The organism is Enterobacter cloacae complex sp. SHL020 (assembly GCF_049236945.1).
Classification (GTDB): domain Bacteria; phylum Pseudomonadota; class Gammaproteobacteria; order Enterobacterales; family Enterobacteriaceae; genus Enterobacter; species Enterobacter dykesii.
On sequence record NZ_JBMKJF010000002.1, the window covers coordinates 493,785 to 512,053 of the forward strand.

At 58.1% G+C, this 18,269-nt stretch carries 18 protein-coding genes and 1 riboswitch; of the genes, 9 read left to right on the forward strand and 9 right to left on the reverse strand.

The window, feature by feature from the left end; translation table 11 throughout:
* The first annotated feature begins 659 nt into the window (after positions 1 to 659).
* Complete coding sequence (gene uvrB / locus ACOTZB_RS07470; RefSeq protein ID WP_047650628.1) at positions 660 to 2,675, forward strand: excinuclease ABC subunit UvrB; 2,016 nt, start codon at positions 660 to 662, stop codon at positions 2,673 to 2,675.
* Positions 2,676 to 2,735: 60 nt separating this feature from the next.
* On the opposite strand, the gene yvcK is transcribed toward uvrB, so the two are convergent.
* Positions 2,736 to 3,644 (reverse strand): uridine diphosphate-N-acetylglucosamine-binding protein YvcK, encoded by a 909-nt coding sequence (yvcK, locus tag ACOTZB_RS07475; protein ID WP_023310851.1) that lies wholly within the window; start codon positions 3,642 to 3,644, stop codon positions 2,736 to 2,738.
* 225 nt (positions 3,645 to 3,869) lie between these two features.
* A riboswitch (molybdenum cofactor riboswitch) is annotated at positions 3,870 to 4,003 on the forward strand.
* Here yvcK and moaA point away from each other — a divergent pair.
* The 6 genes from moaA (at position 3,991) to ACOTZB_RS07505 (ending at position 7,470) form a co-directional block, all read left to right on the forward strand.
* Entirely contained in the window at positions 3,991 to 4,980 is a 990-nt protein-coding gene (gene moaA, locus ACOTZB_RS07480; RefSeq protein WP_421626810.1) for a GTP 3',8-cyclase MoaA, read from the forward strand. Its footprint overlaps the riboswitch before it by 13 nt.
* A gap of 24 nt (positions 4,981 to 5,004) precedes the next feature.
* Positions 5,005 to 5,517 (forward strand): molybdenum cofactor biosynthesis protein B, encoded by a 513-nt coding sequence (moaB, locus tag ACOTZB_RS07485; RefSeq protein WP_193804797.1) that lies wholly within the window; start codon positions 5,005 to 5,007, stop codon positions 5,515 to 5,517.
* 3 nt (positions 5,518 to 5,520) lie between these two features.
* Positions 5,521 to 6,006 (forward strand): cyclic pyranopterin monophosphate synthase MoaC, encoded by a 486-nt coding sequence (gene moaC / locus ACOTZB_RS07490; protein WP_421626811.1) that lies wholly within the window; start codon positions 5,521 to 5,523, stop codon positions 6,004 to 6,006.
* Positions 5,999 to 6,244: a molybdopterin synthase sulfur carrier subunit gene (gene moaD, locus ACOTZB_RS07495; RefSeq protein WP_421626812.1), complete on the forward strand. Its 246-nt coding sequence runs from the start codon at positions 5,999 to 6,001 to the stop codon at positions 6,242 to 6,244. The genes moaC and moaD overlap by 8 nt, the downstream gene beginning before the upstream one ends.
* Position 6,245: 1 nt before the next feature.
* Positions 6,246 to 6,698 (forward strand): molybdopterin synthase catalytic subunit MoaE, encoded by a 453-nt coding sequence (gene moaE, locus ACOTZB_RS07500; protein ID WP_029742165.1) that lies wholly within the window; start codon positions 6,246 to 6,248, stop codon positions 6,696 to 6,698.
* 64 nt (positions 6,699 to 6,762) lie between these two features.
* Positions 6,763 to 7,470, forward strand: a complete 708-nt coding sequence (locus tag ACOTZB_RS07505) for a Bax inhibitor-1/YccA family protein (protein WP_024908758.1) — start codon at positions 6,763 to 6,765, stop codon at positions 7,468 to 7,470.
* Positions 7,471 to 7,575: 105 nt separating this feature from the next.
* Here ACOTZB_RS07505 and ACOTZB_RS07510 read toward each other — a convergent pair whose 3' ends face one another.
* From ACOTZB_RS07510 to ACOTZB_RS07520, 3 genes are read right to left on the reverse strand one after another with little or no spacing between them, the layout of a single operon-like run.
* Positions 7,576 to 8,538 carry a lysylphosphatidylglycerol synthase domain-containing protein gene (locus tag ACOTZB_RS07510; RefSeq protein ID WP_421626813.1) on the reverse strand — a complete coding sequence of 321 codons (963 nt, stop codon included), beginning with the start codon at positions 8,536 to 8,538 and terminating at the stop codon, positions 7,576 to 7,578.
* Entirely contained in the window at positions 8,538 to 9,776 is a 1,239-nt protein-coding gene (gene clsB / locus ACOTZB_RS07515) for a cardiolipin synthase ClsB (RefSeq protein ID WP_047650634.1), read from the reverse strand. The genes ACOTZB_RS07510 and clsB overlap by 1 nt, the downstream gene beginning before the upstream one ends.
* On the reverse strand, positions 9,773 to 10,534 hold the full coding sequence (locus ACOTZB_RS07520; RefSeq protein WP_047650635.1) for an endonuclease/exonuclease/phosphatase family protein: 762 nt from the start codon (positions 10,532 to 10,534) through the stop codon (positions 9,773 to 9,775). The genes clsB and ACOTZB_RS07520 overlap by 4 nt, the downstream gene beginning before the upstream one ends.
* Positions 10,535 to 10,667: 133 nt before the next feature.
* Here ACOTZB_RS07520 and ACOTZB_RS07525 point away from each other — a divergent pair, with 133 nt between their 5' ends.
* Complete coding sequence (locus ACOTZB_RS07525; RefSeq protein WP_014883088.1) at positions 10,668 to 11,078, forward strand: YbhQ family protein; 411 nt, start codon at positions 10,668 to 10,670, stop codon at positions 11,076 to 11,078.
* Here ACOTZB_RS07525 and ACOTZB_RS07530 read toward each other — a convergent pair.
* From ACOTZB_RS07530 to cecR, 5 genes are read right to left on the reverse strand one after another with little or no spacing between them, the layout of a single operon-like run.
* The gene (locus ACOTZB_RS07530) at positions 11,040 to 12,146 is read right to left on the reverse strand and encodes an ABC transporter permease (RefSeq protein WP_421626814.1); all 1,107 of its coding nucleotides are present in this window, start codon (positions 12,144 to 12,146) and stop codon (positions 11,040 to 11,042) included. The two genes, ACOTZB_RS07525 and ACOTZB_RS07530, sit on opposite strands and share 39 nt — an antisense overlap.
* Positions 12,147 to 12,155: 9 nt before the next feature.
* Positions 12,156 to 13,289 carry an ABC transporter permease gene (locus ACOTZB_RS07535; RefSeq protein WP_126328071.1) on the reverse strand — a complete coding sequence of 378 codons (1,134 nt, stop codon included), beginning with the start codon at positions 13,287 to 13,289 and terminating at the stop codon, positions 12,156 to 12,158.
* Positions 13,279 to 15,018, reverse strand: a complete 1,740-nt coding sequence (locus ACOTZB_RS07540; RefSeq protein WP_421626815.1) for an ATP-binding cassette domain-containing protein — start codon at positions 15,016 to 15,018, stop codon at positions 13,279 to 13,281. Before ACOTZB_RS07540 ends, ACOTZB_RS07535 begins: the two co-directional genes overlap by 11 nt.
* Entirely contained in the window at positions 15,011 to 16,006 is a 996-nt protein-coding gene (hlyD, locus tag ACOTZB_RS07545; RefSeq protein WP_193804791.1) for a secretion protein HlyD, read from the reverse strand. The genes ACOTZB_RS07540 and hlyD overlap by 8 nt, the downstream gene beginning before the upstream one ends.
* A complete protein-coding gene (gene cecR / locus ACOTZB_RS07550) occupies positions 16,003 to 16,680 on the reverse strand; it encodes a transcriptional regulator CecR (protein WP_421626816.1) in 678 nt (225 codons plus the stop codon). The genes hlyD and cecR overlap by 4 nt, the downstream gene beginning before the upstream one ends.
* 207 nt (positions 16,681 to 16,887) lie before the next feature.
* On the opposite strand from cecR, the gene rhlE reads away from it, so the two are divergent.
* A complete protein-coding gene (rhlE, locus tag ACOTZB_RS07555) occupies positions 16,888 to 18,267 on the forward strand; it encodes an ATP-dependent RNA helicase RhlE (protein WP_421626817.1) in 1,380 nt (459 codons plus the stop codon).
* Positions 18,268 to 18,269 lie beyond the last annotated feature (2 nt).

Below are 18,269 nucleotides of genomic sequence, written 5' to 3' on the forward strand. Positions count from 1 at the left end.
TTTAGGAATAAATCACCGGAAAGCGGTTTATAAAAAACCGGATTGCACATCGACGGTGCTGGAGGTGGTGAGTTGTGGTGCAGAACTCAAAATGATGAAAATGTGAGCAAGATCCCATCGGTTGGTTATGAATGACGCAACTGTTAATCATCAAAAAATAGCTATAAAAATTTTTTACTGCCGTCTCGTGGGAAAAACCGGGAATTTGCCGAGCGCCAGTCTGTATGGGCTGGAAGCAGTTATCCACTATTCCTGTGGATAACCATGTGCATTAGAGTTAGAAAACACGCGATAAGCGAGAGAAGACGCGGCTTACGCCCAAATTGGCGCGAAACGCGGCTTTAGAAAATATCGTTTATTATTTAATTGCTTAGATAAAAGCAATTCCCGTCATGAAAGTGTCACCCGTTGCCACAAAACTATCATTACCTGGCTTGACAAATGTTAAAAAAGAAAAAGTTCTGGGGATAACCTGACCTGACTGGTGTTTTATATTGTCACAGTCTAAATTTTGGCCGTTATCCCACTCATCATTCAGGCGCTATGCTAAATATCCTGACATGCCACTGGTTTTTCATCCAGTGTTTTTTACTGGCATTCCTGGCAACAACGAGTAAAATTACTCACCTGCCGCTTATAACGTCATCAGGTTGTCGCCCATGAGTAAACCGTTCAAATTGAATTCTGCTTTCCGTCCATCTGGCGATCAGCCTGAGGCGATCCGTCGTCTGGAAGAGGGGCTGGAAGACGGACTGGCGCACCAGACGCTGCTGGGGGTAACCGGCTCGGGTAAAACCTTTACCATCGCCAACGTGATTGCGGATCTCCAGCGCCCAACGATGGTGCTGGCACCCAACAAAACCCTGGCCGCACAGCTTTACGGCGAGATGAAAGAGTTCTTCCCGGAAAATGCGGTGGAGTATTTCGTTTCCTACTACGACTACTACCAGCCAGAAGCCTACGTGCCTAGCTCTGACACCTTCATCGAGAAAGATGCCTCGGTGAACGAACATATCGAGCAGATGCGTCTGTCGGCCACGAAGGCGCTTCTGGAGCGTCGCGATGTGGTCGTCGTCGCGTCGGTTTCCGCGATCTACGGTCTGGGCGATCCGGATCTCTATCTCAAGATGATGCTGCACCTGACGCAGGGGATGATCATCGACCAGCGGGCGATTTTGCGTCGTCTGGCGGAGCTGCAGTACACCCGCAACGATCAGGCCTTCCAGCGCGGCACCTTCCGCGTACGCGGAGAGGTGATCGACATCTTCCCGGCGGAATCGGACGATATGGCGCTGCGCGTCGAGCTGTTTGACGAAGAGGTTGAACGCCTGTCGCTCTTCGACCCGCTGACCGGACACGTTGAGTCGGTGATCCAGCGCTTTACCATCTACCCGAAAACGCACTACGTGACGCCGCGCGAGCGGATCGTGCAGGCGATGGAAGAGATCAAAGTGGAGCTGGCCGAGCGCCGTAAGGTGCTGCTGGCCAACAATAAGCTGCTGGAAGAGCAGCGCCTCAGCCAGCGTACCCAGTTCGACCTTGAGATGATGAACGAGCTGGGCTACTGCTCCGGCATTGAAAACTACTCGCGCTTCCTCTCCGGGCGCGGGCCGGGCGAGCCGCCGCCGACGCTGTTTGATTACCTGCCGGCAGACGGTTTGCTGGTGATCGACGAATCCCACGTCACGATCCCGCAGATCGGAGGGATGTACCGCGGTGACCGGGCGCGTAAAGAGACGCTGGTGGAGTACGGCTTCCGCCTGCCGTCAGCGCTGGATAACCGTCCGATGAAGTTTGAAGAATTTGAGGCATTGGCGCCGCAAACCATCTACGTCTCGGCCACGCCGGGCAACTACGAGCTGGAGAAATCCGGTGAAGACGTTGTCGATCAGGTTGTACGTCCGACCGGATTGCTGGACCCGATTATCGAGGTGCGTCCGGTGGCGACGCAGGTGGACGACCTGCTCTCAGAGATCCGCGCCCGTTCCGCCATCAACGAGCGCGTGCTGGTGACCACGCTCACCAAGCGTATGGCGGAAGACCTCACCGAGTATCTCGAAGAGCACGGCGAGAAGGTGCGTTATCTGCACTCGGATATCGACACCGTGGAGCGCATGGAGATTATCCGCGACCTGCGTCTGGGCGAGTTTGACGTGCTGGTGGGGATCAACCTGTTGCGAGAAGGTCTGGATATGCCGGAAGTCTCGCTGGTGGCGATTCTGGATGCGGACAAAGAGGGCTTCCTGCGTTCTGAACGCTCCCTGATCCAGACCATCGGCCGCGCCGCGCGTAACGTCAACGGTAAAGCGATTCTGTACGGTGACAAAATCACCCCGTCGATGGCGAAAGCGATTGGCGAAACGGAGCGCCGCCGCGAGAAACAGCAGCGCTACAACGAAGAGCACGGCATTACCCCGCAGGGGCTGAACAAGAAGGTCGTGGATATTCTGGCTCTGGGTCAGAACATTGCCAAAACCAAAGCGAAGGGTCGCGGCAAGGCGCGTTCAGTGGTGGAAGAGGATACCGTCGTGCTGACGCCGAAAGCGCTGCAGCAGAAAATCCACGAGCTGGAAGGGCAGATGATGCAGCACGCGCAGAATCTGGAGTTCGAAGAGGCGGCGCAGATCCGCGACCAGCTTCATCAGCTGCGGGATCTTTTCATCGCGGCATCGTGAGTAACGCGTTGTTTTCTCCCTCTCCCGGTGGGAGAGGGCATCAGGCCGCACAAAACGAACCTAACCCAGCGCCTGAATCGCCTTCTCCAGCGCCTCGCGCAGCAGGTGACGGTCATGGCGGTATTTAATATCACTCGCTTCCAGCGGCTCCTGCACCACCACGCGGTCGCCAATACCCGACACATCCACCTTCGGCCCGACCACGACGCCGTCGATAATTTTTTTACCGACGTACTGCTCCATTAATTCAAGCTTGTCCGCCAGCGACAGGCTCGCTGCCGCCGGGCTCAGTTCACGTCCCAGGTTACCGATGTAAACCATCGGGGCAGGGGTGCGGCGCAGCGCCTGCGCCAGCTCTTTCACCAGCAGAATGGGCATCAGGCTGGTATAAAAACTGCCCGGACCGATCAGGATAAGATCCGCTTCTCCGATGGCCTCCACCGCTTCTCGCGTGGCGGGCACGCTCGGATAGGTCATTAACTCCGTGGGTGGCAGAATGAGCTGGTCAATATTCACCTCGCCGTAAACTTCATGCCCTTCGGCGTCGATTGCCATCAGGTCAACCGGTTGTTCAGACATTGGGATCAGGAATGCATCCACTTTGAGCAGGTTACGGATTAAGTTAATGGCTTCCAGAGGCCGTACGCTCAGGTGATCCAATGCCTTTAACATCAGATTTCCGAGGTTATGCCCGGAAAGTTCGCCATTGCCGCCAAAACGGTACTCAAACATCGCCGACGCGACGCTCGGCTCGGTAATTAACTGGTTCAGACAGTTGCGCATGTCTCCCCAGGCAATGCCGCCTTCGGCACGACGAATGCGCCCGGTTGAGCCGCCGTTATCGGTGGTGGTCACTATCCCTGTCAGCCTTGAGCCGAGTGACGACAAAGAGGACATAACCCGGCCTAAGCCGTGTCCTCCGCCAAGAGCGACCACTCGGTCAAGATCCGCAAAAGTGCGATTGCGCATACGTATTCCTTATCACGTTCGATCGCGTAACAGTAACCTAACTACCCCTAAAAGACGATGCCTCACCCGATGCAAAATGACGTATATCAATGTGAAAATGCGGTTTTTAGGTATTCTGTAGCGAAAATGCAGGATTGAATCGCTATATACGTAATTATATAGCGAAAGGCGATAATGGCGCCGTCAGAATTTCCGCGCTACTATCGCCCTAACCACGTTTTCAAAATTGAAAACATACACTCTAGCCCTTGTGCCTGTGTCGAAAGATATGGCGCTCTGGCCGTGGCGAATTTGCCACCAGGGTACAGAAAGAAATGACTGTGCCTCCCGATCTGGAAAGGTGTACATGGCTTCACAACTTACTGATGCTTTCGCGCGTAAGTTTTATTACTTACGTCTGTCGATTACCGATGTGTGCAACTTCCGTTGCACCTACTGCCTGCCCGATGGCTACAAACCGGGCAGCGTCACCAATAACGGCTTTCTCTCCGTGGATGAAGTGCGCCGCGTCACGCGCGCCTTCTCTGAGCTCGGCACCGAAAAAGTGCGTCTGACCGGCGGCGAACCCTCCCTACGCCGCGATTTCCCCGACATCATTGCCGCCGTGCGTGAAAACGAACGTATCCGCCAGATTGCGGTGACCACCAACGGTTACCGCATGGCGCGTGACGTGGCGAACTGGCGCGATGCGGGGCTGACGGCGATCAACGTCAGCGTCGATAGCCTGGACGCCCGTCAGTTCCACGCCATTACCGGCCAGGATAAATTTCAGCAGGTCATGGACGGCATCGACGCGGCATTTGCGGCCGGGTTCGAGAAGGTCAAAGTCAACACGGTACTGATGCGTGATGTGAACCATCATCAGCTCGATACATTCCTGGCGTGGATCCAGTCCCGCCCCATTCAGCTGCGTTTCATTGAGCTGATGGAAACCGGCGAGGGGAGCGAACTGTTCCGTCGCCATCACATCTCCGGCATGGTGCTGCGCGACGAGCTGCTGAAACGCGGCTGGAACCACCAAATCCGCCAGCGCAGCGACGGCCCGGCGCAGGTCTTCTGTCACCCGGATTATGAGGGTGAGATTGGGCTTATCATGCCCTATGAGAAAGACTTCTGCGCCAGCTGCAACCGCCTGCGCGTCTCCTCCGTTGGCAAGCTCCACCTTTGCCTGTTCGGCGACGGCGGCGTGGATCTTCGCGATCTGCTGGAAGACGATGCGCAGCAGGCCGCGCTTGAAGCACGCATTTCTGACGCGCTGACGCATAAAAAACAGACCCACTTCCTGCATCAGGGCAATACCGGCATCACTCAGAACCTGTCTTACATCGGCGGGTAATCAGGCTTAAGAAGGAATCAGAAGATGAGTCAGGTCAGCGCAGAATTTATCCCGACACGCATTGCTATCCTTACCGTTTCCGACCGCCGTGGCGAAGAGGATGATACCTCTGGCCACTGGCTGCGCGAGGCGGCTCATGACGCGGGGCATCATATCGTCGATAAAGCGATCGTGAAGGAGAACCGCTACGCCATTCGCGCTCAGGTTTCGCAGTGGATTGCCAGCGATGAGGTACAGGTGGTGCTGATCACCGGCGGCACCGGCTTTACCACAGGCGATCAGGCCCCCGAAGCGCTGATACCGCTGTTCGACCGCGAGGTGGAAGGCTTCGGCGAAGTGTTCCGCATGCTCTCCTTTGAAGAGATTGGTACTTCCACGCTGCAGTCGCGCGCCGTTGCCGGAGTGGCGAACAGAACCCTGATTTTCGCCATGCCGGGTTCGACCAAAGCCTGCCGCACCGCGTGGGAAAACATCATCGCCCCGCAGCTGGACGCCCGTACCCGTCCGTGTAATTTCCATCCCCATTTAAAGAAATAAGCTATGTCACAACTGACCCACATTAACGCCGCTGGTGAAGCGCATATGGTGGACGTCTCCGCCAAAGCGGAAACGGTGCGCGAGGCGCGCGCGGAAGCGTTCGTCACCATGCTGCCGGAGACGCTGGCGATGATTATCGACGGCAGCCACCATAAGGGCGACGTCTTTGCCACCGCCCGCATCGCCGGTATTCAGGCCGCCAAGCGGACCTGGGATCTCATTCCGCTGTGCCATCCGCTGATGCTGAGCAAGGTGGAAGTGAACCTGCAGACGCAGCCGGAGCATAATCGCGTGCGAATTGAGTCACTCTGCCGCTTAACCGGCAAAACCGGCGTGGAGATGGAGGCGCTGACGGCGGCCTCAGTCGCCGCGCTGACCATCTACGACATGTGCAAAGCGGTGCAGAAAGATATGGTGATTGGCCCGGTTCGCTTGCTGGCAAAAAGCGGCGGCAAATCCGGTGATTTTAAGGTGGACAGCTATGATTAAGGTGCTCTTTTTTGCGCAGGTGCGCGAGCTGGTGAATACCGATAGCCTGACGCTGGACGCGTCCTTCGAAAACGTCGCGGCCCTGCGCGCGCATCTGGCGGCACAAAGCGACCGCTGGGCGCTGGCGCTCGACGAAGGCAAGCTGCTGGCCGCCGTTAACCAGACGCTGGTGGAATTCAATCACCCGCTGGCTGAAGGGGATGAGGTGGCCTTCTTCCCGCCGGTTACGGGGGGCTAAGATGGCTGAAACCCGAATTCTGGTCAGTCCCGAGCGTTTTAACGTAGGGACAGAGTACAGCTGGCTGGCGGAGCGTGATGAAGACGGCGCGGTCGTCACTTTCACCGGCAAGGTGCGCAACCACAACCTCGGTGACAGCGTGAAGGCGCTGACGCTGGAGCACTATCCGGGGATGACCGAGAAATCGCTGGCGGAGATTGTCGACGAAGCGAGGGGCCGCTGGCCGCTCGGGCGAGTCACGGTGATTCACCGCATCGGCGAGATGTGGCCTGGCGAGGAGATTGTCTTCGTCGGGGTGACCAGCGCGCACCGCAGCAGCGCGTTTGCGGCAGGGGAGTTCATTATGGATTACCTCAAAACCAAAGCGCCGTTCTGGAAGCGCGAGGCCACGCCGGAAGGTGACCGCTGGGTAGAATCTCGCGACAGCGATAAACAAGCCGCCAGCCGTTGGTAGTCGGTTTACGTGGATGTGTTAATCTTAACGTGTGTGTCTACTTAATCTTAATCAGGAGTGAATCATGGACCGATTTCCGCGTTCCGATTCAATAGTACAGCAGACCCGTAGCGGCCTGCAGACGTATATGGCTCAGGTGTACGGCTGGATGACGGTTGGCCTGCTGCTTACCGCGTTTATCGCGTGGTATGCGGCGAACACGCCTGAACTGATGATGTTTATCTTCTCGAGCAAAATCACCTTCTTTGGGCTGATTATTGCGCAGCTGGCGCTGGTGTTTGTGCTGTCCGGTCTGGTGCAAAAGCTGAGTGCCGGAATGGCGACCACGCTGTTTATGCTCTATTCGGCGCTAACCGGGCTGACGCTTTCCAGCATTTTCATCGTTTACACCTACTCCTCCATCGCCAGCACCTTCGTGGTCACCGGCGGGATGTTCGGTGCGATGAGCCTGTACGGTTACACCACCAAACGCGATCTGAGCGGCTTCGGCAGCATGCTGTTTATGGGGCTGATTGGGATTGTGCTGGCGTCGCTGGTGAACCTGTGGCTGAAGAGCGAAGCGCTGATGTGGGCCGTGACCTACATCGGGGTGGTGATCTTTGTTGGGTTGACGGCGTATGACACCCAGAAGCTGAAAAACATCGGCGAGCAGATCGACGTACGCGACAGTTCAAACCTGCGCAAATACGCGATCCTGGGCGCGCTAACGCTGTATCTGGACTTCATCAACCTGTTCCTGATGCTGCTGCGGATTTTCGGCAACCGTCGTTAAGGTTATTTTGCCGGGTGGCGGTGCGGTCTGATTCCCTCACCCTGACCCTCTCCCACGGGAGAGGGAACAAACACTAAAAACGGCAACAAGGTTGCCGTTTTGCTTTTATTTCGCTAACGCCTTCTCGTTCTTCGCTCTCAGCTTCTTCGCCCGACTCTCCAGCACCAGATAACACACCGTTGCCAGCGCCAGCGGCAGGAAGTAATACAGCATGCGGTACGCCAGCAGGGCCGCGATAATCGTTCCCTGAGAGACATGCTCCCCGGCCAGCAGGGCGATAAATACCGCTTCCAGCACGCCGATACCCGCCGGAATATGCACAATTACGCCCGCAATACTGCTCACCAGCAGCACGCCCAGCACGAAGAAGTAATTCACGTCCTCGCCAATCAGCAGCCAGATAATGGCCCCCATTGCCATCCAGTTGGCGCTGGAGACGGCCATCTGCAGCACCGCAAACTTCCACGAGGGCAGCACCAGCTTTTGCCCTTTGATGGTCATATGGCGGCGTTTGGCAAACGCGCAGGCCCACAGATAAACGGCGATAATCAGTAGCAGTACGATGCCCATAATGCGCAGCGTGGCCTCATCGATATACCAGTGCGCGGGTAGCTGCACCACGCCGATAGTGAAGATCACGCCGCCGAGCAGAATATAGCCCAGCCAGTTGGTGGTGATGCTTAACGAGAAAATGCGCGTGATGGTCCCGCCCGGCAGGCCGAGCCGCGAATAAAGGCGATAGCGCATGCCAATGCCGCCGACCCAGGTACTCAGCGTCAGGTTAAAGGCGTAGCAGATAAATGACACCAGCATTACCTGACGTTTGGCCAGCTTGTGGCCGCAGTAGGCGCGGCCCAGCAGGTCATAGCAGCCGTACATCAGGTAGCTGACAATAACCAGCCCCACAGCGCCCAGCAGCACCATCCGGTTATAGTTGCGGATGACCTTCCACACCTCTTCCCAGTCAACTTTCTGTGCGTAGACCACCAGCAGAACCGCGACCGCAATAAAAAACAGCCAGGTGAGGATTTTTTTTGCCAGCCGCCAGCGCGGATGCGATTTCGACATCAGGGTTTGCCTCCATCTTCCGCTTCAACGCGGTCCTGGGTTTCCATTTCGGGTTGTACCGGCGGATCCACCTGCGCCAGCTTCGGCGTATGCGCCGGCAGCCACCCGACCATCGCCGGGAAGTGGCGCAGGAAGTGGAACACCACCACGCCGATGCCAACGTTCCACCAGCTGCGTTTCGGCACCATGGATTCATCGACACGCACGCAGTCTTTGTCGATAAGCCCCTGAAGGTTATCGCGCAGGGTCTGATTAAACTGACGATCGTGGATGATCAGGTTCGCTTCCAGATTAAGCGATAAGCTCAGCGGATCGAGGTTACTGGAACCGACGGTTGCCCAGTGGTCATCCATTACAGCGACTTTGCCGTGCAGCGGACGGCGGCGATATTCATATATCTGCACGCCGCTTTTCACCAGATAGCGATAGAGTAAACGCGCGCCAACCTTCACAATCGGCATATCCGGCTCGCCCTGCACAATCAGCTTCACGCGAACCCCGCGTCGGGCCGCATTGCGCATGGCGTGCAGCAGGCGATAGCCCGGGAAAAAGTAGGCGTTAGCAATAATCACTTCGCGCTTCGCGTTGGCGAGCATCTTGAGATAATGACGTTCAATGTCGTCCCGGTGCTCGCCGTTATCCCGCCAGACGAAAAGGGCCTGCGCTTCGCCGGGCTTGCGGTTCTCTTCCGGGCGATGGCGGCGTTTCCACCAGCGGCGAACGGCCTCTTTACCCGGCAGGTTCTCCAGCTCAAATAGCAGGATGTCCTGCACCACGGGGCCTTCAATACGGATCGCGTAATCCTGCTTTGCTTCCGGACCGTAGTCGGACATATGCTCAGCGGAGTAGTTAATGCCGCCGACAAACGCCACCGTCTCATCCACCACCACAATTTTGCGGTGCATCCGACGGAAAAGGTTGGTGCGCATACCGAACAGGCGAGGGCCGGGATCGTAGTAACGGAACACCACGCCTGCGGAGGTCAGTTCATTGACGAACGCATCGCTGAGGTCCGGCGAGCCATAGCCATCAAGCAATACTTCAATTTTGACGCCGCGCCGGGCGGCGCGCAGCAGCACGCTGTGCAGCTGTTTGCCGACGTTATCTTCGAACCAGATAAAGGTTTCAAGGATCACCTTCTGCTGAGCGTTATCAATCGCCTTAAACACGGCCGGGTAGTACTCGTCCCCATTGACCAGCAGCGTGATCCGGTTGCCTTCCTGCCAGGAACATTTCATAGGTGGATCTCCGCGCTGAGCGGGGCGTGGTCGGAAAGATGTCGCCAGTTAAGGAGCGCCAGGGCGGTCGGGCTGCTGGCGTGGGCATTTTTTACGTAGATGCGGTCAAGCCGAAGCAGCGGGAAACGGACCGGGAAGGTGCGCGCAGGCCTGCCGTTGGCGCGCGTAAAAATCTCCTCCAGCCCGGCATCTACCTTCAGCGGATGGTTTGCCCGCTGTCGCCAGTCGTTGAAGTCGCCCGCTACCACCACCGGTTCACCTTCGGGAAGCGCATTGGTCCATTCGGCCAGCATTTTCAGCTGCGCCTGACGATGGGCTTCGCGAAGGCCCAGATGAACGCAGCCGACATGGACAGGTCGCTCGAGGTCGGGCGGCGTAATGCGGCAGTAAAGCAGGCCGCGTTTTTCACTTTCCCCGACGGAAACGTCGCGGTTTTCGTAATGTTCAATGGGATAACGGGACAGTACCGCGTTTCCGTGATGCCCTTCCGGGTAGACCGCGTTGCGACCGTAGGCGTAATCACTCCACATGGTGTCGGCCAGAAATTCATAGTGCGGCGTGTCGGGCCAGTTCTCAAAGTGGAGCGGATGCACTTCGTGTGCGCCCATCACCTCCTGCAGGCAGACAATATCCGCGCTGACGGTGCGAACCGCGTCGCGCAGCTCCGGTAAAATGAAGCGGCGATTAAATGCTGTGAAGCCCTTATGAATGTTTATCGTCAGCACCTTAAGCGAGAAATGCTGCATTTTTTGAGTCATAAGCTCCTTCCTGAGTGACTATCCCAATGAAAATAAAGTGTAGTCGGCGTCACAAAAAGATGCGGCGTTACGGAATTTTCCGTAAAGTGCGGTAGTCTGATTAAGCAGAGAAAAATCCTTCAGGAGAGAAGCCATGAAGTGGCAACAACGTGTTCGTGTCGCAACTGGCCTGAGTTGCTGGCAGATAATGTTGCATTTACTGGTCGTGGCCGTACTGGTGATGGGCTGGATGAGCGGCACGCTGGTGCGTGTAGGCCTGGGGCTATGCGTCCTTTATGGCGTCACCGTGCTGTCGATGCTGTTCTTACAGCGCCACCATGAAGCGCGCTGGCGCGAGGTGGGTGATGTGCTCGAAGAGCTCACCACCACCTGGTATTTTGGCGCGGCGATGATTGTGCTTTGGCTGCTGTCGCGCGTGCTGCAAAACAACCTGCTGCTGGCCCTGGCGGGTCTGGCTATCCTCGCAGGGCCTGCGGTGGTCTCGCTGCTGACCAAAGAGAAAAAGCTACGCAATGTTGCGTCTAAACATCGCGTACGCCACTGAGCCCGTCGTGGCCGCTATGACCAGTAGCGGCCACAAACTTCCCCAGACAATATCCAGACTCGCATCCTTCAGATAGATTTGCTTGGTGATGTCCGTAAAGTGCCGAATCGGGTTTACCCACGTCAGATCCTGTAGCCATACCGGCATGTTCTCGACGGGCGAAACATAACCCGAGAGCAAAATTGCGGGCATCATAAAGACGAACACCCCGATAAACGCCTGCTGCTGCGTCGAGCAGAGCGCCGAGATCAGCAGCCCAAACCCCACCAGCGACAGCCCGTAAATCACCATCGTGAAGTAAAACAGCGCCAGCGAACCGGCGAACGGGATCTGATAGGCCCAAATCCCCACTCCCAGCACGATGGTGGCCTGGAACGTCGCGACGATCAGCGCCGGGACCGCTTTGCCGACGAAAATTTGCCAGGTGGCGAGCGGGGAGACCAGCAGCTGATCCAGCGTGCCCTGTTCGCGCTCGCGGGCGACGGACAGGGAAGTCACGATCATCACCCCGATAGTGGTGATCATGGCGATCAGCGACGGCACCACGAACCATTTGTAGTCCAGATTCGGGTTGTACCAGTTACGCACCACCAGCTCGCTGTTGTTGGGCTTCGGTTTGCCCTCCATCAGCTCCTGCTGGTAATCTTTGACCACCTGTTGCAGGTAGTTGGCCGCTATCTGGGCGCTGTTGGAGTTACGCCCGTCGAGGATCAGCTGCATCGGCGCGGTCTGGAAGGTATCCAGATTGCGGGAGAAATCCGCCGGAAAGCGCACCAGCAGCAGCGCTTTTTGCGTGTCGATAGTGGGCTCAATCTCCTGCGGGCTTTTCAGCAGCAGGATGTGGGTAAAGGCTTTTGCACGGGCAAAGCGCTGCGTCAGCTCGACGGAATGTTTGCCGTTGTCTTCGTTGTATATGGCAATGGTGGCGTTGGTCACCTCAAGGGTGGCGGCAAACGGGAACAGTAAAACCTGGATCAGCACCGGCAAGACCAGAATGGCGCGGGTTTGCGGCTCGCGCAGCAGGGATTGCAGCTCTTTGCGGATCAACGTCCATAATCGGTGAAACATGTTCGCTCCTTAATCCAGTCGCCTTTTGGTTTTCATCCACGTCAACCCAATAAACATCAATGCTGACGCCATTAAAAACAGCGTGTTGACGATTAGCACCACCGGAATATTCCCCGCCAGGAACAGGCTTTGGAGCGTGCTCACAAAGTAGCGCGCAGGAATGACATAGGTCACGGCGCGGATCACCGCAGGCATACTATCTATCTGGAAGATAAACCCGGACAGCATAATCGACGGTAAAAAGGCGGCATTGAGGGCCACCTGCGCGGCGTTGAACTGGTTGCGGGTGATGGTGGAGATGAGCAGCCCCATGCCCAGCGTGCTGAGTAAAAACAGGCTGGTGATAAAAAACAGCACCACCAGCGAGCCGCGATACGGCACGCCGAGGATAAAGACTGAGACAAGCATACAGAGCAGCATCGCCAGCATGCCGAGGAAGTAGTAGGGAATAAGCTTGCACAGCAGCAGCTCGACGCGCGTCACTTCGGTAGAAAGCAGCGCCTCCATGGTCCCGCGCTCCCACTCGCGGGCGATGACCAGCGAGGTCAGGATCGCGCCGATTACCGTCATGATGATGGTCACCGCACCCGGAATGATAAAGTGCTGGCTGATGGCGGCGGGGTTAAACCAGTAGCGCGTCTGCACATCGATCAGCGGTTCAAACTCCTCACCCCGGTCTTCCGCGCGCTGCATCTGCCAGAGCTGCCAGATCCCCTCCGCGTAACCCTGCACGAAGTTGGCGGTGTTCGGCTCGCTGCCGTCGGTAATCACCTGGATCGGCGCATCGGTTTCAGCGCGCGCCATATTGGCGGCGAAATCCACAGGAATGACGATCAGACCGCGAATTTTCCCGGCCTGCATTTTCTGGATCAATTCCTGCCGGTTGTCGCTGATGGTGGCGTCAATGTAGGGCGATCCGGTCATGGCGTGAGTGAAGTCCAGCGCCTCTTCGCTCTGCTGCTCCAGCAAAATCCCGACCCGCAGCTTGCTGGAGTCCAGGTTAATGCCGTAGCCAAAGATAAACAGCAGCAGCAGGGGGATGACTACCGCAATCAGCCAGCTGCTGGGGTCACGCACGATCTGCCGCGTCTCTTTAATGCACAGCGCGCGCACCCGGCGCCAGGAAATGGCATTACTGCGCATGGGCATTCTCCTTATCCCAGTCGTGGATGAGGGTGATAAACGCCTGCTCCATGGTCGGATCCGGAACCTCAGCGTCGGCGGCCTGGTTTTTCAGGTCGTCCGGGGTACCGTGGGCAATCAGCTTGCCGCGATACACCAGCCCGATGCGGTCGCAGTACTCCGCCTCGTCCATGAAGTGGGTGGTCACCATCACGGTCACCCCTTTTTCCACCATGCTGTTGATATGCAGCCAGAACTCGCGGCGAGTGAGGGGATCAACGCCGGAAGTGGGTTCATCCAGAAACAGAATATCCGGCTCGTGCATCAGCGAGCAGGCCAGGGCCAGCCGCTGCTTAAAGCCGAGCGGCAGCTCGTCGGTGGCGTGGGAGGCAATGCTGGTTAACCCGAAGGCGTCACTCATACGGCGGATTTTCTCGTTCTGCGCCCGCCCGCGCAGGCCGTACACGCCGGAGAAAAAGCGCAGATTCTGCTCGACCGTCAGGTTGCCGTAAAGGGAGAACTTCTGCGCCATATACCCGAGATGCTGGCGCGCCTTGCCGGAGCTGACCTTCAGGTCCATATCCAGCACCAGCGCCTTGCCGGACGTCGGCACCAGCAGGCCGCACATCATCTTAAAGGTGGTCGATTTTCCCGCGCCGTTCGGCCCGAGCAGGCCAAAAATCTCGCCGCGTTTAACCGCGAAATTGACGTTGTCGGTGGCGGCGAAATCCCCAAATTTCTTGGTGAGGGATTTGGCTTCGATCACCGTTTCGCCCGGCGTGCCGTCCACCGTATGCAGGATAGCGCCAAGCGGCGACTCTGACGTCCCCGCGCCGCCCAGCAGGTCGATAAACGCGTCCTCAAAGCGCGGCGCGGTCTCTTCCATCTCGATCGTCGGCATGCCGGGCGCCCGGCGAATATCGTCGACGGTGGCCTCTTTTTTGAGGATCACCCGTACCGAGCGGCCCTGGATCATCCCGTCGCTGACCTGCGGCAGCCTGAGCACCCGCTGCAGCAGGCTGCGGTTGGACTCCTGCGGGCTGTGCAGCAGGAAGCTGCGCCCGGCCATGCTCTGCGTCAGCGTCGTCGGCTCGCCCTGATACAGCAGTTCGCCCTCGTTCATCAGCAGCACGTCCCGGCACTGTTCCGCTTCGTCGAGGTAGGAGGTGCTCCAGAGGATCAGCATGCCGTCGCCCGCCAGCTCGTGCACCATCTGCCACAGCTCGCGGCGCGAAATCGGGTCAACGCCGACGCCGGGCTCGTCCAGCAGCAGCACTTTCGGCTCGCCGACCAGCGTGCAGGCCAGCCCCAGCTTCTGCTTCATCCCGCCGGAGAGCTTGCCCGCCAGCCGGTCGGTAAACGGGCCGAGGGAGGTAAACTCCAGCAGTCGGGCGAAGGTTTTCTCCCGGGTTTCACCGGTGACGCTGCGCAGGTCGGCGTACAGGTTCAGGTTTTCCATCACCGTCAGGTCTTCATACAGGCCAAACTTCTGCGGCATATAGCCGAGCATGGCGTGAAGGGCTCCGTCATCCTCGATCGGGTCAAGGCCGAGCACGCGGGCGCTGCCTTCATCCGGCTTCAGCAGCCCGGCCAGCATCCGCATCAGCGTGGTTTTCCCGGCGCCGTCCGGGCCGACCAGCCCGGTCACATAGCCTTTCCGGATGGTGCAGTTCAGCGGAGCAACCGCGGGCTTATCCATCCCCTTAAAGCGTTTAACCAGATTGTTGAGCTGAATAACCGCGTCATTCATGTCGTTCCCCGTTGTTCACTTTTACGGTGACGGGCATGCCCTGACGCAGCGCGTCGTCCGCATCGGTCACGATGATGCGCAGGCGATACACGAGGTCGGTGCGCAGGTCCGGTGTTTCAACGGTTTTCGGCGTGAATTCGGCAGTAGGGGAGACAAAGCCCACCTTGCCGTGATACGGCTTGTCCGGGCGGCCGTCGGTATAGAGCAGCAGCTCGCGGCCCGGCTGCATCTGGCCGAGGTTCGGCTCGTCAACGTAGGCGCGCACCCACACCGGGCGGGTCAGGGAGAGCGTTAAGACGGTGCTGCCGGCGCTGAGCATGCTTCCCGGCTCCACGGCGCGGGTCATCAGCATGCCGTCAGACGGCGCGATCAGGGTGGTGTCGTGCAGATCCAGCTCTGCCTGAGCCAGCTGCGCCTGCGCCTGTTCAAGGCTGGCCTTCGCCTGGGCGATATCCTGCGGGCGGTTACCGGTGTGGTACTGGCTTAATTTATCCTGCGCGGACTTCAGCGTGGCCTGCGCCTGGTCGCGGGACGAGCGCGCATTTTCCAGATCGTTGGCGGAAATGGTGCGGCTTTTCCACAGCCCCTGCTGGCGCGCGTAGAAGTTCTGCGCGTAGTCATAGGCGGCTTGCGCCTGCTTAACGGCAGCGGCGGCCTGGGCGATCTCTTCGTCGCGATAGCCTGCCAGCATCAGGTCATACTGCGCCTGTGCGACGGACACGCCCGCTTTGGCCTGCAGCAGCGCATTCTCATAGGGCGCTTTATCCAGCATCCCCAGCGTCTGCCCGGTTTTAATGGCATCGCCTTCGTCCACGCTCAGCGAGGCGAGACGTCCGCCCACGCGGAAGCTCATGTTCACCGTGCGAATATCCACGTTACCGTACAGAGTCAGGCCTTTATCCTGATGGCTCTGATACCACAGCCATCCACCGACTCCGGCGGCAAGCAAAACAACAACCACCAGAATGATGGCGACAGGTTTTTTCATGACTTCAGGCTCCTTTGCGTTAAGCCTTGCAGGATCAGATCGACGTGACAGGCGATCACCTTGCTAATCTGCGCGGCTTTATCCTCATCAAATTGTGTCCAGCCGGTGCGTAACAGGATGGTTTCCCTGCCCAGACGGAAGGCAAGGATTTCACCCAGCAGGGCGTGGGTATGCAAAATTGTCTCGGTATCACCGGCATCCCGACCGGTATAGGCGGCGATCAGCCGGGTCAGGTGCGAGTGCATTGGCTCAATCACCCGATCGTGTACACGCTGGTAGGCGACGGTCGGGGAGAGCTGCTCGCGGGAGATAAACTTGCTCAGATTGAGCGTATCGTCGTGCGTCAGCAGGCGGATCATGTTGTGGCAGGCATTGAGAATAAGCTGGCGGACGGCGGCGCGATCGGGCGACGGCTGGCCGAGCAGCGCGGTGGCTTCCTCAACGTGCGGGTGAAACTGCGTGCCGATAAAATCGGCGATCCACTCGGCGCAGGCGAGGTACAAATCCTCTTTTGAGCCAAAATAGTAGGTAATCGCCGCAATGTTCTGCCCGGCCAGCGCGGCAATATCGCGCGTGGTCGCATGCAGCCCGTACTCACCAAACTGCGCCAGCGCGGCGGCGATAAGCTGATTTTTGGCCTGTTCACCTTTGGTTGTTGTGGGTGTCGTATTCATGGCGGCATTAAGAATTAATCAATCGATTGATTAAGATTATGCCTGAATCACGCTAACGTCGAGGGAACGCGGAGGGATATTTTATGCGCTACGTCACAAAAGCTGCTACACTCCGCCCCTTCGCGACATTGTGGTTTTTGTCCTCCCCTATTCGTTATATCTCCCTGAAAACTACACCTGTGATGGTCGGGGCGGTTCGGAGTTTTTATGTCTTTTGATTCCCTTGGCCTGAACCCGGAAATTCTGCGCGCGATCGTAGAGCAGGGCTACGTTGAGCCAACCCCAATCCAGCAGCAGGCGATCCCCGCCGTTCTTCAGGGCCGTGACCTGATGGCCAGCGCCCAGACCGGTACCGGCAAAACCGCGGGCTTTACCCTGCCGCTGCTGGAACTACTGGTAAAAAACCAGCCGCATGCCAAAGGCCGTCGTCCTGTCCGTGCCCTGATCCTCACCCCAACCCGCGAGCTGGCGGCGCAGATTGGTGATAACGTGCGTGACTATAGCCGCTATCTCAACATTCGTTCGCTGGTGGTTTTCGGCGGGGTAAGCATCAACCCGCAGATGATGAAGCTGCGCGGCGGCGTGGACGTGCTGATAGCAACGCCGGGCCGTCTGCTGGATCTCGAACACCAGAACGCGGTGAAGCTTGATAGCATCGAAATTCTGGTGCTGGACGAAGCCGACCGCATGCTCGACATGGGCTTTATTCACGATATTCGTCGCGTGTTGGCCAAGCTGCCTGCGCGTCGTCAGAACCTGCTCTTCTCCGCGACCTTCTCCGACGAGATCAAGGCGCTGGCGGAAAAGCTGCTGCATAACCCGCTGGAAGTGGAGGTGGCGCGCCGCAACACCGCCTCCGAACAGGTGACGCAGCACGTCCACTTTGTGGATAAAAAGCGCAAGCGGGAACTGCTCTCCCAGATGATCGGCCAGGGCAACTGGCAGCAGGTGCTGGTCTTTACCCGCACCAAGCACGGCGCGAACCACCTGGCGGAACAGCTGAATAAAGACGGCATCCGCAGCGCCGCCATTCACGGTAACAAGAGCCAGGGCGCGCGTACCCGTGCGCTGGCGGACTTCAAGTCCGGCGACATCCGCGTGCTGGTGGCGACCGACATCGCCGCCCGTGGCCTGGATATTGAAGAGCTGCCGCACGTGGTGAACTACGAGCTGCCAAACGTGCCGGAAGATTACGTGCATCGTATCGGTCGTACCGGCCGCGCGGCGGCAACCGGTGAAGCGCTTTCTCTGGTCTGCGTGGACGAGCATAAGCTGCTGCGCGACATCGAGCGCCTGCTGAAGAAAGAGATCCCGCGCATCGAAACCCCGGGCTACGAAGTGGACCCGTCTATCAAAGCCGAGCCGATTCAGAACGGTCGTCAGGGTGGTCGCGGTCAGGGCGGCGGCGGTCGCGGTCAGCAGCCGCGTCGTGCCGAAGGCGGCGCGCCGAAATCATCCGGCAAACCGCCTCGTCGTAACAACGACAGCAAACCAGCGGGTGAAAGCCCGTGGCGCAGCGGCGAAGGGAAACCGGCAGGGGAAGGGCAGCGTCGACGCCGCCCGCGCAAGCCTGCTAACCCGCAGTAATC

What these genes read in the sequence shown, in the direction of transcription:
- uvrB (WP_047650628.1), top strand. Translation starts at nt 660, where the DNA reads ATGAGTAAACCGTTCAAATTGAATTCTGCTTTCCGTCCATCTGGCGAT.
- yvcK (WP_023310851.1), bottom strand. Translation starts at nt 3,644, where the DNA reads ATGCGCAATCGCACTTTTGCGGATCTTGACCGAGTGGTCGCTCTTGGC.
- moaA (WP_421626810.1), top strand. Translation starts at nt 3,991, where the DNA reads ATGGCTTCACAACTTACTGATGCTTTCGCGCGTAAGTTTTATTACTTA.
- moaB (WP_193804797.1), top strand. Translation starts at nt 5,005, where the DNA reads ATGAGTCAGGTCAGCGCAGAATTTATCCCGACACGCATTGCTATCCTT.
- moaC (WP_421626811.1), top strand. Translation starts at nt 5,521, where the DNA reads ATGTCACAACTGACCCACATTAACGCCGCTGGTGAAGCGCATATGGTG.
- moaD (WP_421626812.1), top strand. Translation starts at nt 5,999, where the DNA reads ATGATTAAGGTGCTCTTTTTTGCGCAGGTGCGCGAGCTGGTGAATACC.
- moaE (WP_029742165.1), top strand. Translation starts at nt 6,246, where the DNA reads ATGGCTGAAACCCGAATTCTGGTCAGTCCCGAGCGTTTTAACGTAGGG.
- ACOTZB_RS07505 (WP_024908758.1), top strand. Translation starts at nt 6,763, where the DNA reads ATGGACCGATTTCCGCGTTCCGATTCAATAGTACAGCAGACCCGTAGC.
- ACOTZB_RS07510 (WP_421626813.1), bottom strand. Translation starts at nt 8,538, where the DNA reads ATGTCGAAATCGCATCCGCGCTGGCGGCTGGCAAAAAAAATCCTCACC.
- clsB (WP_047650634.1), bottom strand. Translation starts at nt 9,776, where the DNA reads ATGAAATGTTCCTGGCAGGAAGGCAACCGGATCACGCTGCTGGTCAAT.
- ACOTZB_RS07520 (WP_047650635.1), bottom strand. Translation starts at nt 10,534, where the DNA reads ATGACTCAAAAAATGCAGCATTTCTCGCTTAAGGTGCTGACGATAAAC.
- ACOTZB_RS07525 (WP_014883088.1), top strand. Translation starts at nt 10,668, where the DNA reads ATGAAGTGGCAACAACGTGTTCGTGTCGCAACTGGCCTGAGTTGCTGG.
- ACOTZB_RS07530 (WP_421626814.1), bottom strand. Translation starts at nt 12,146, where the DNA reads ATGTTTCACCGATTATGGACGTTGATCCGCAAAGAGCTGCAATCCCTG.
- ACOTZB_RS07535 (WP_126328071.1), bottom strand. Translation starts at nt 13,289, where the DNA reads ATGCGCAGTAATGCCATTTCCTGGCGCCGGGTGCGCGCGCTGTGCATT.
- ACOTZB_RS07540 (WP_421626815.1), bottom strand. Translation starts at nt 15,018, where the DNA reads ATGAATGACGCGGTTATTCAGCTCAACAATCTGGTTAAACGCTTTAAG.
- hlyD (WP_193804791.1), bottom strand. Translation starts at nt 16,006, where the DNA reads ATGAAAAAACCTGTCGCCATCATTCTGGTGGTTGTTGTTTTGCTTGCC.
- cecR (WP_421626816.1), bottom strand. Translation starts at nt 16,680, where the DNA reads ATGAATACGACACCCACAACAACCAAAGGTGAACAGGCCAAAAATCAG.
- rhlE (WP_421626817.1), top strand. Translation starts at nt 16,888, where the DNA reads ATGTCTTTTGATTCCCTTGGCCTGAACCCGGAAATTCTGCGCGCGATC.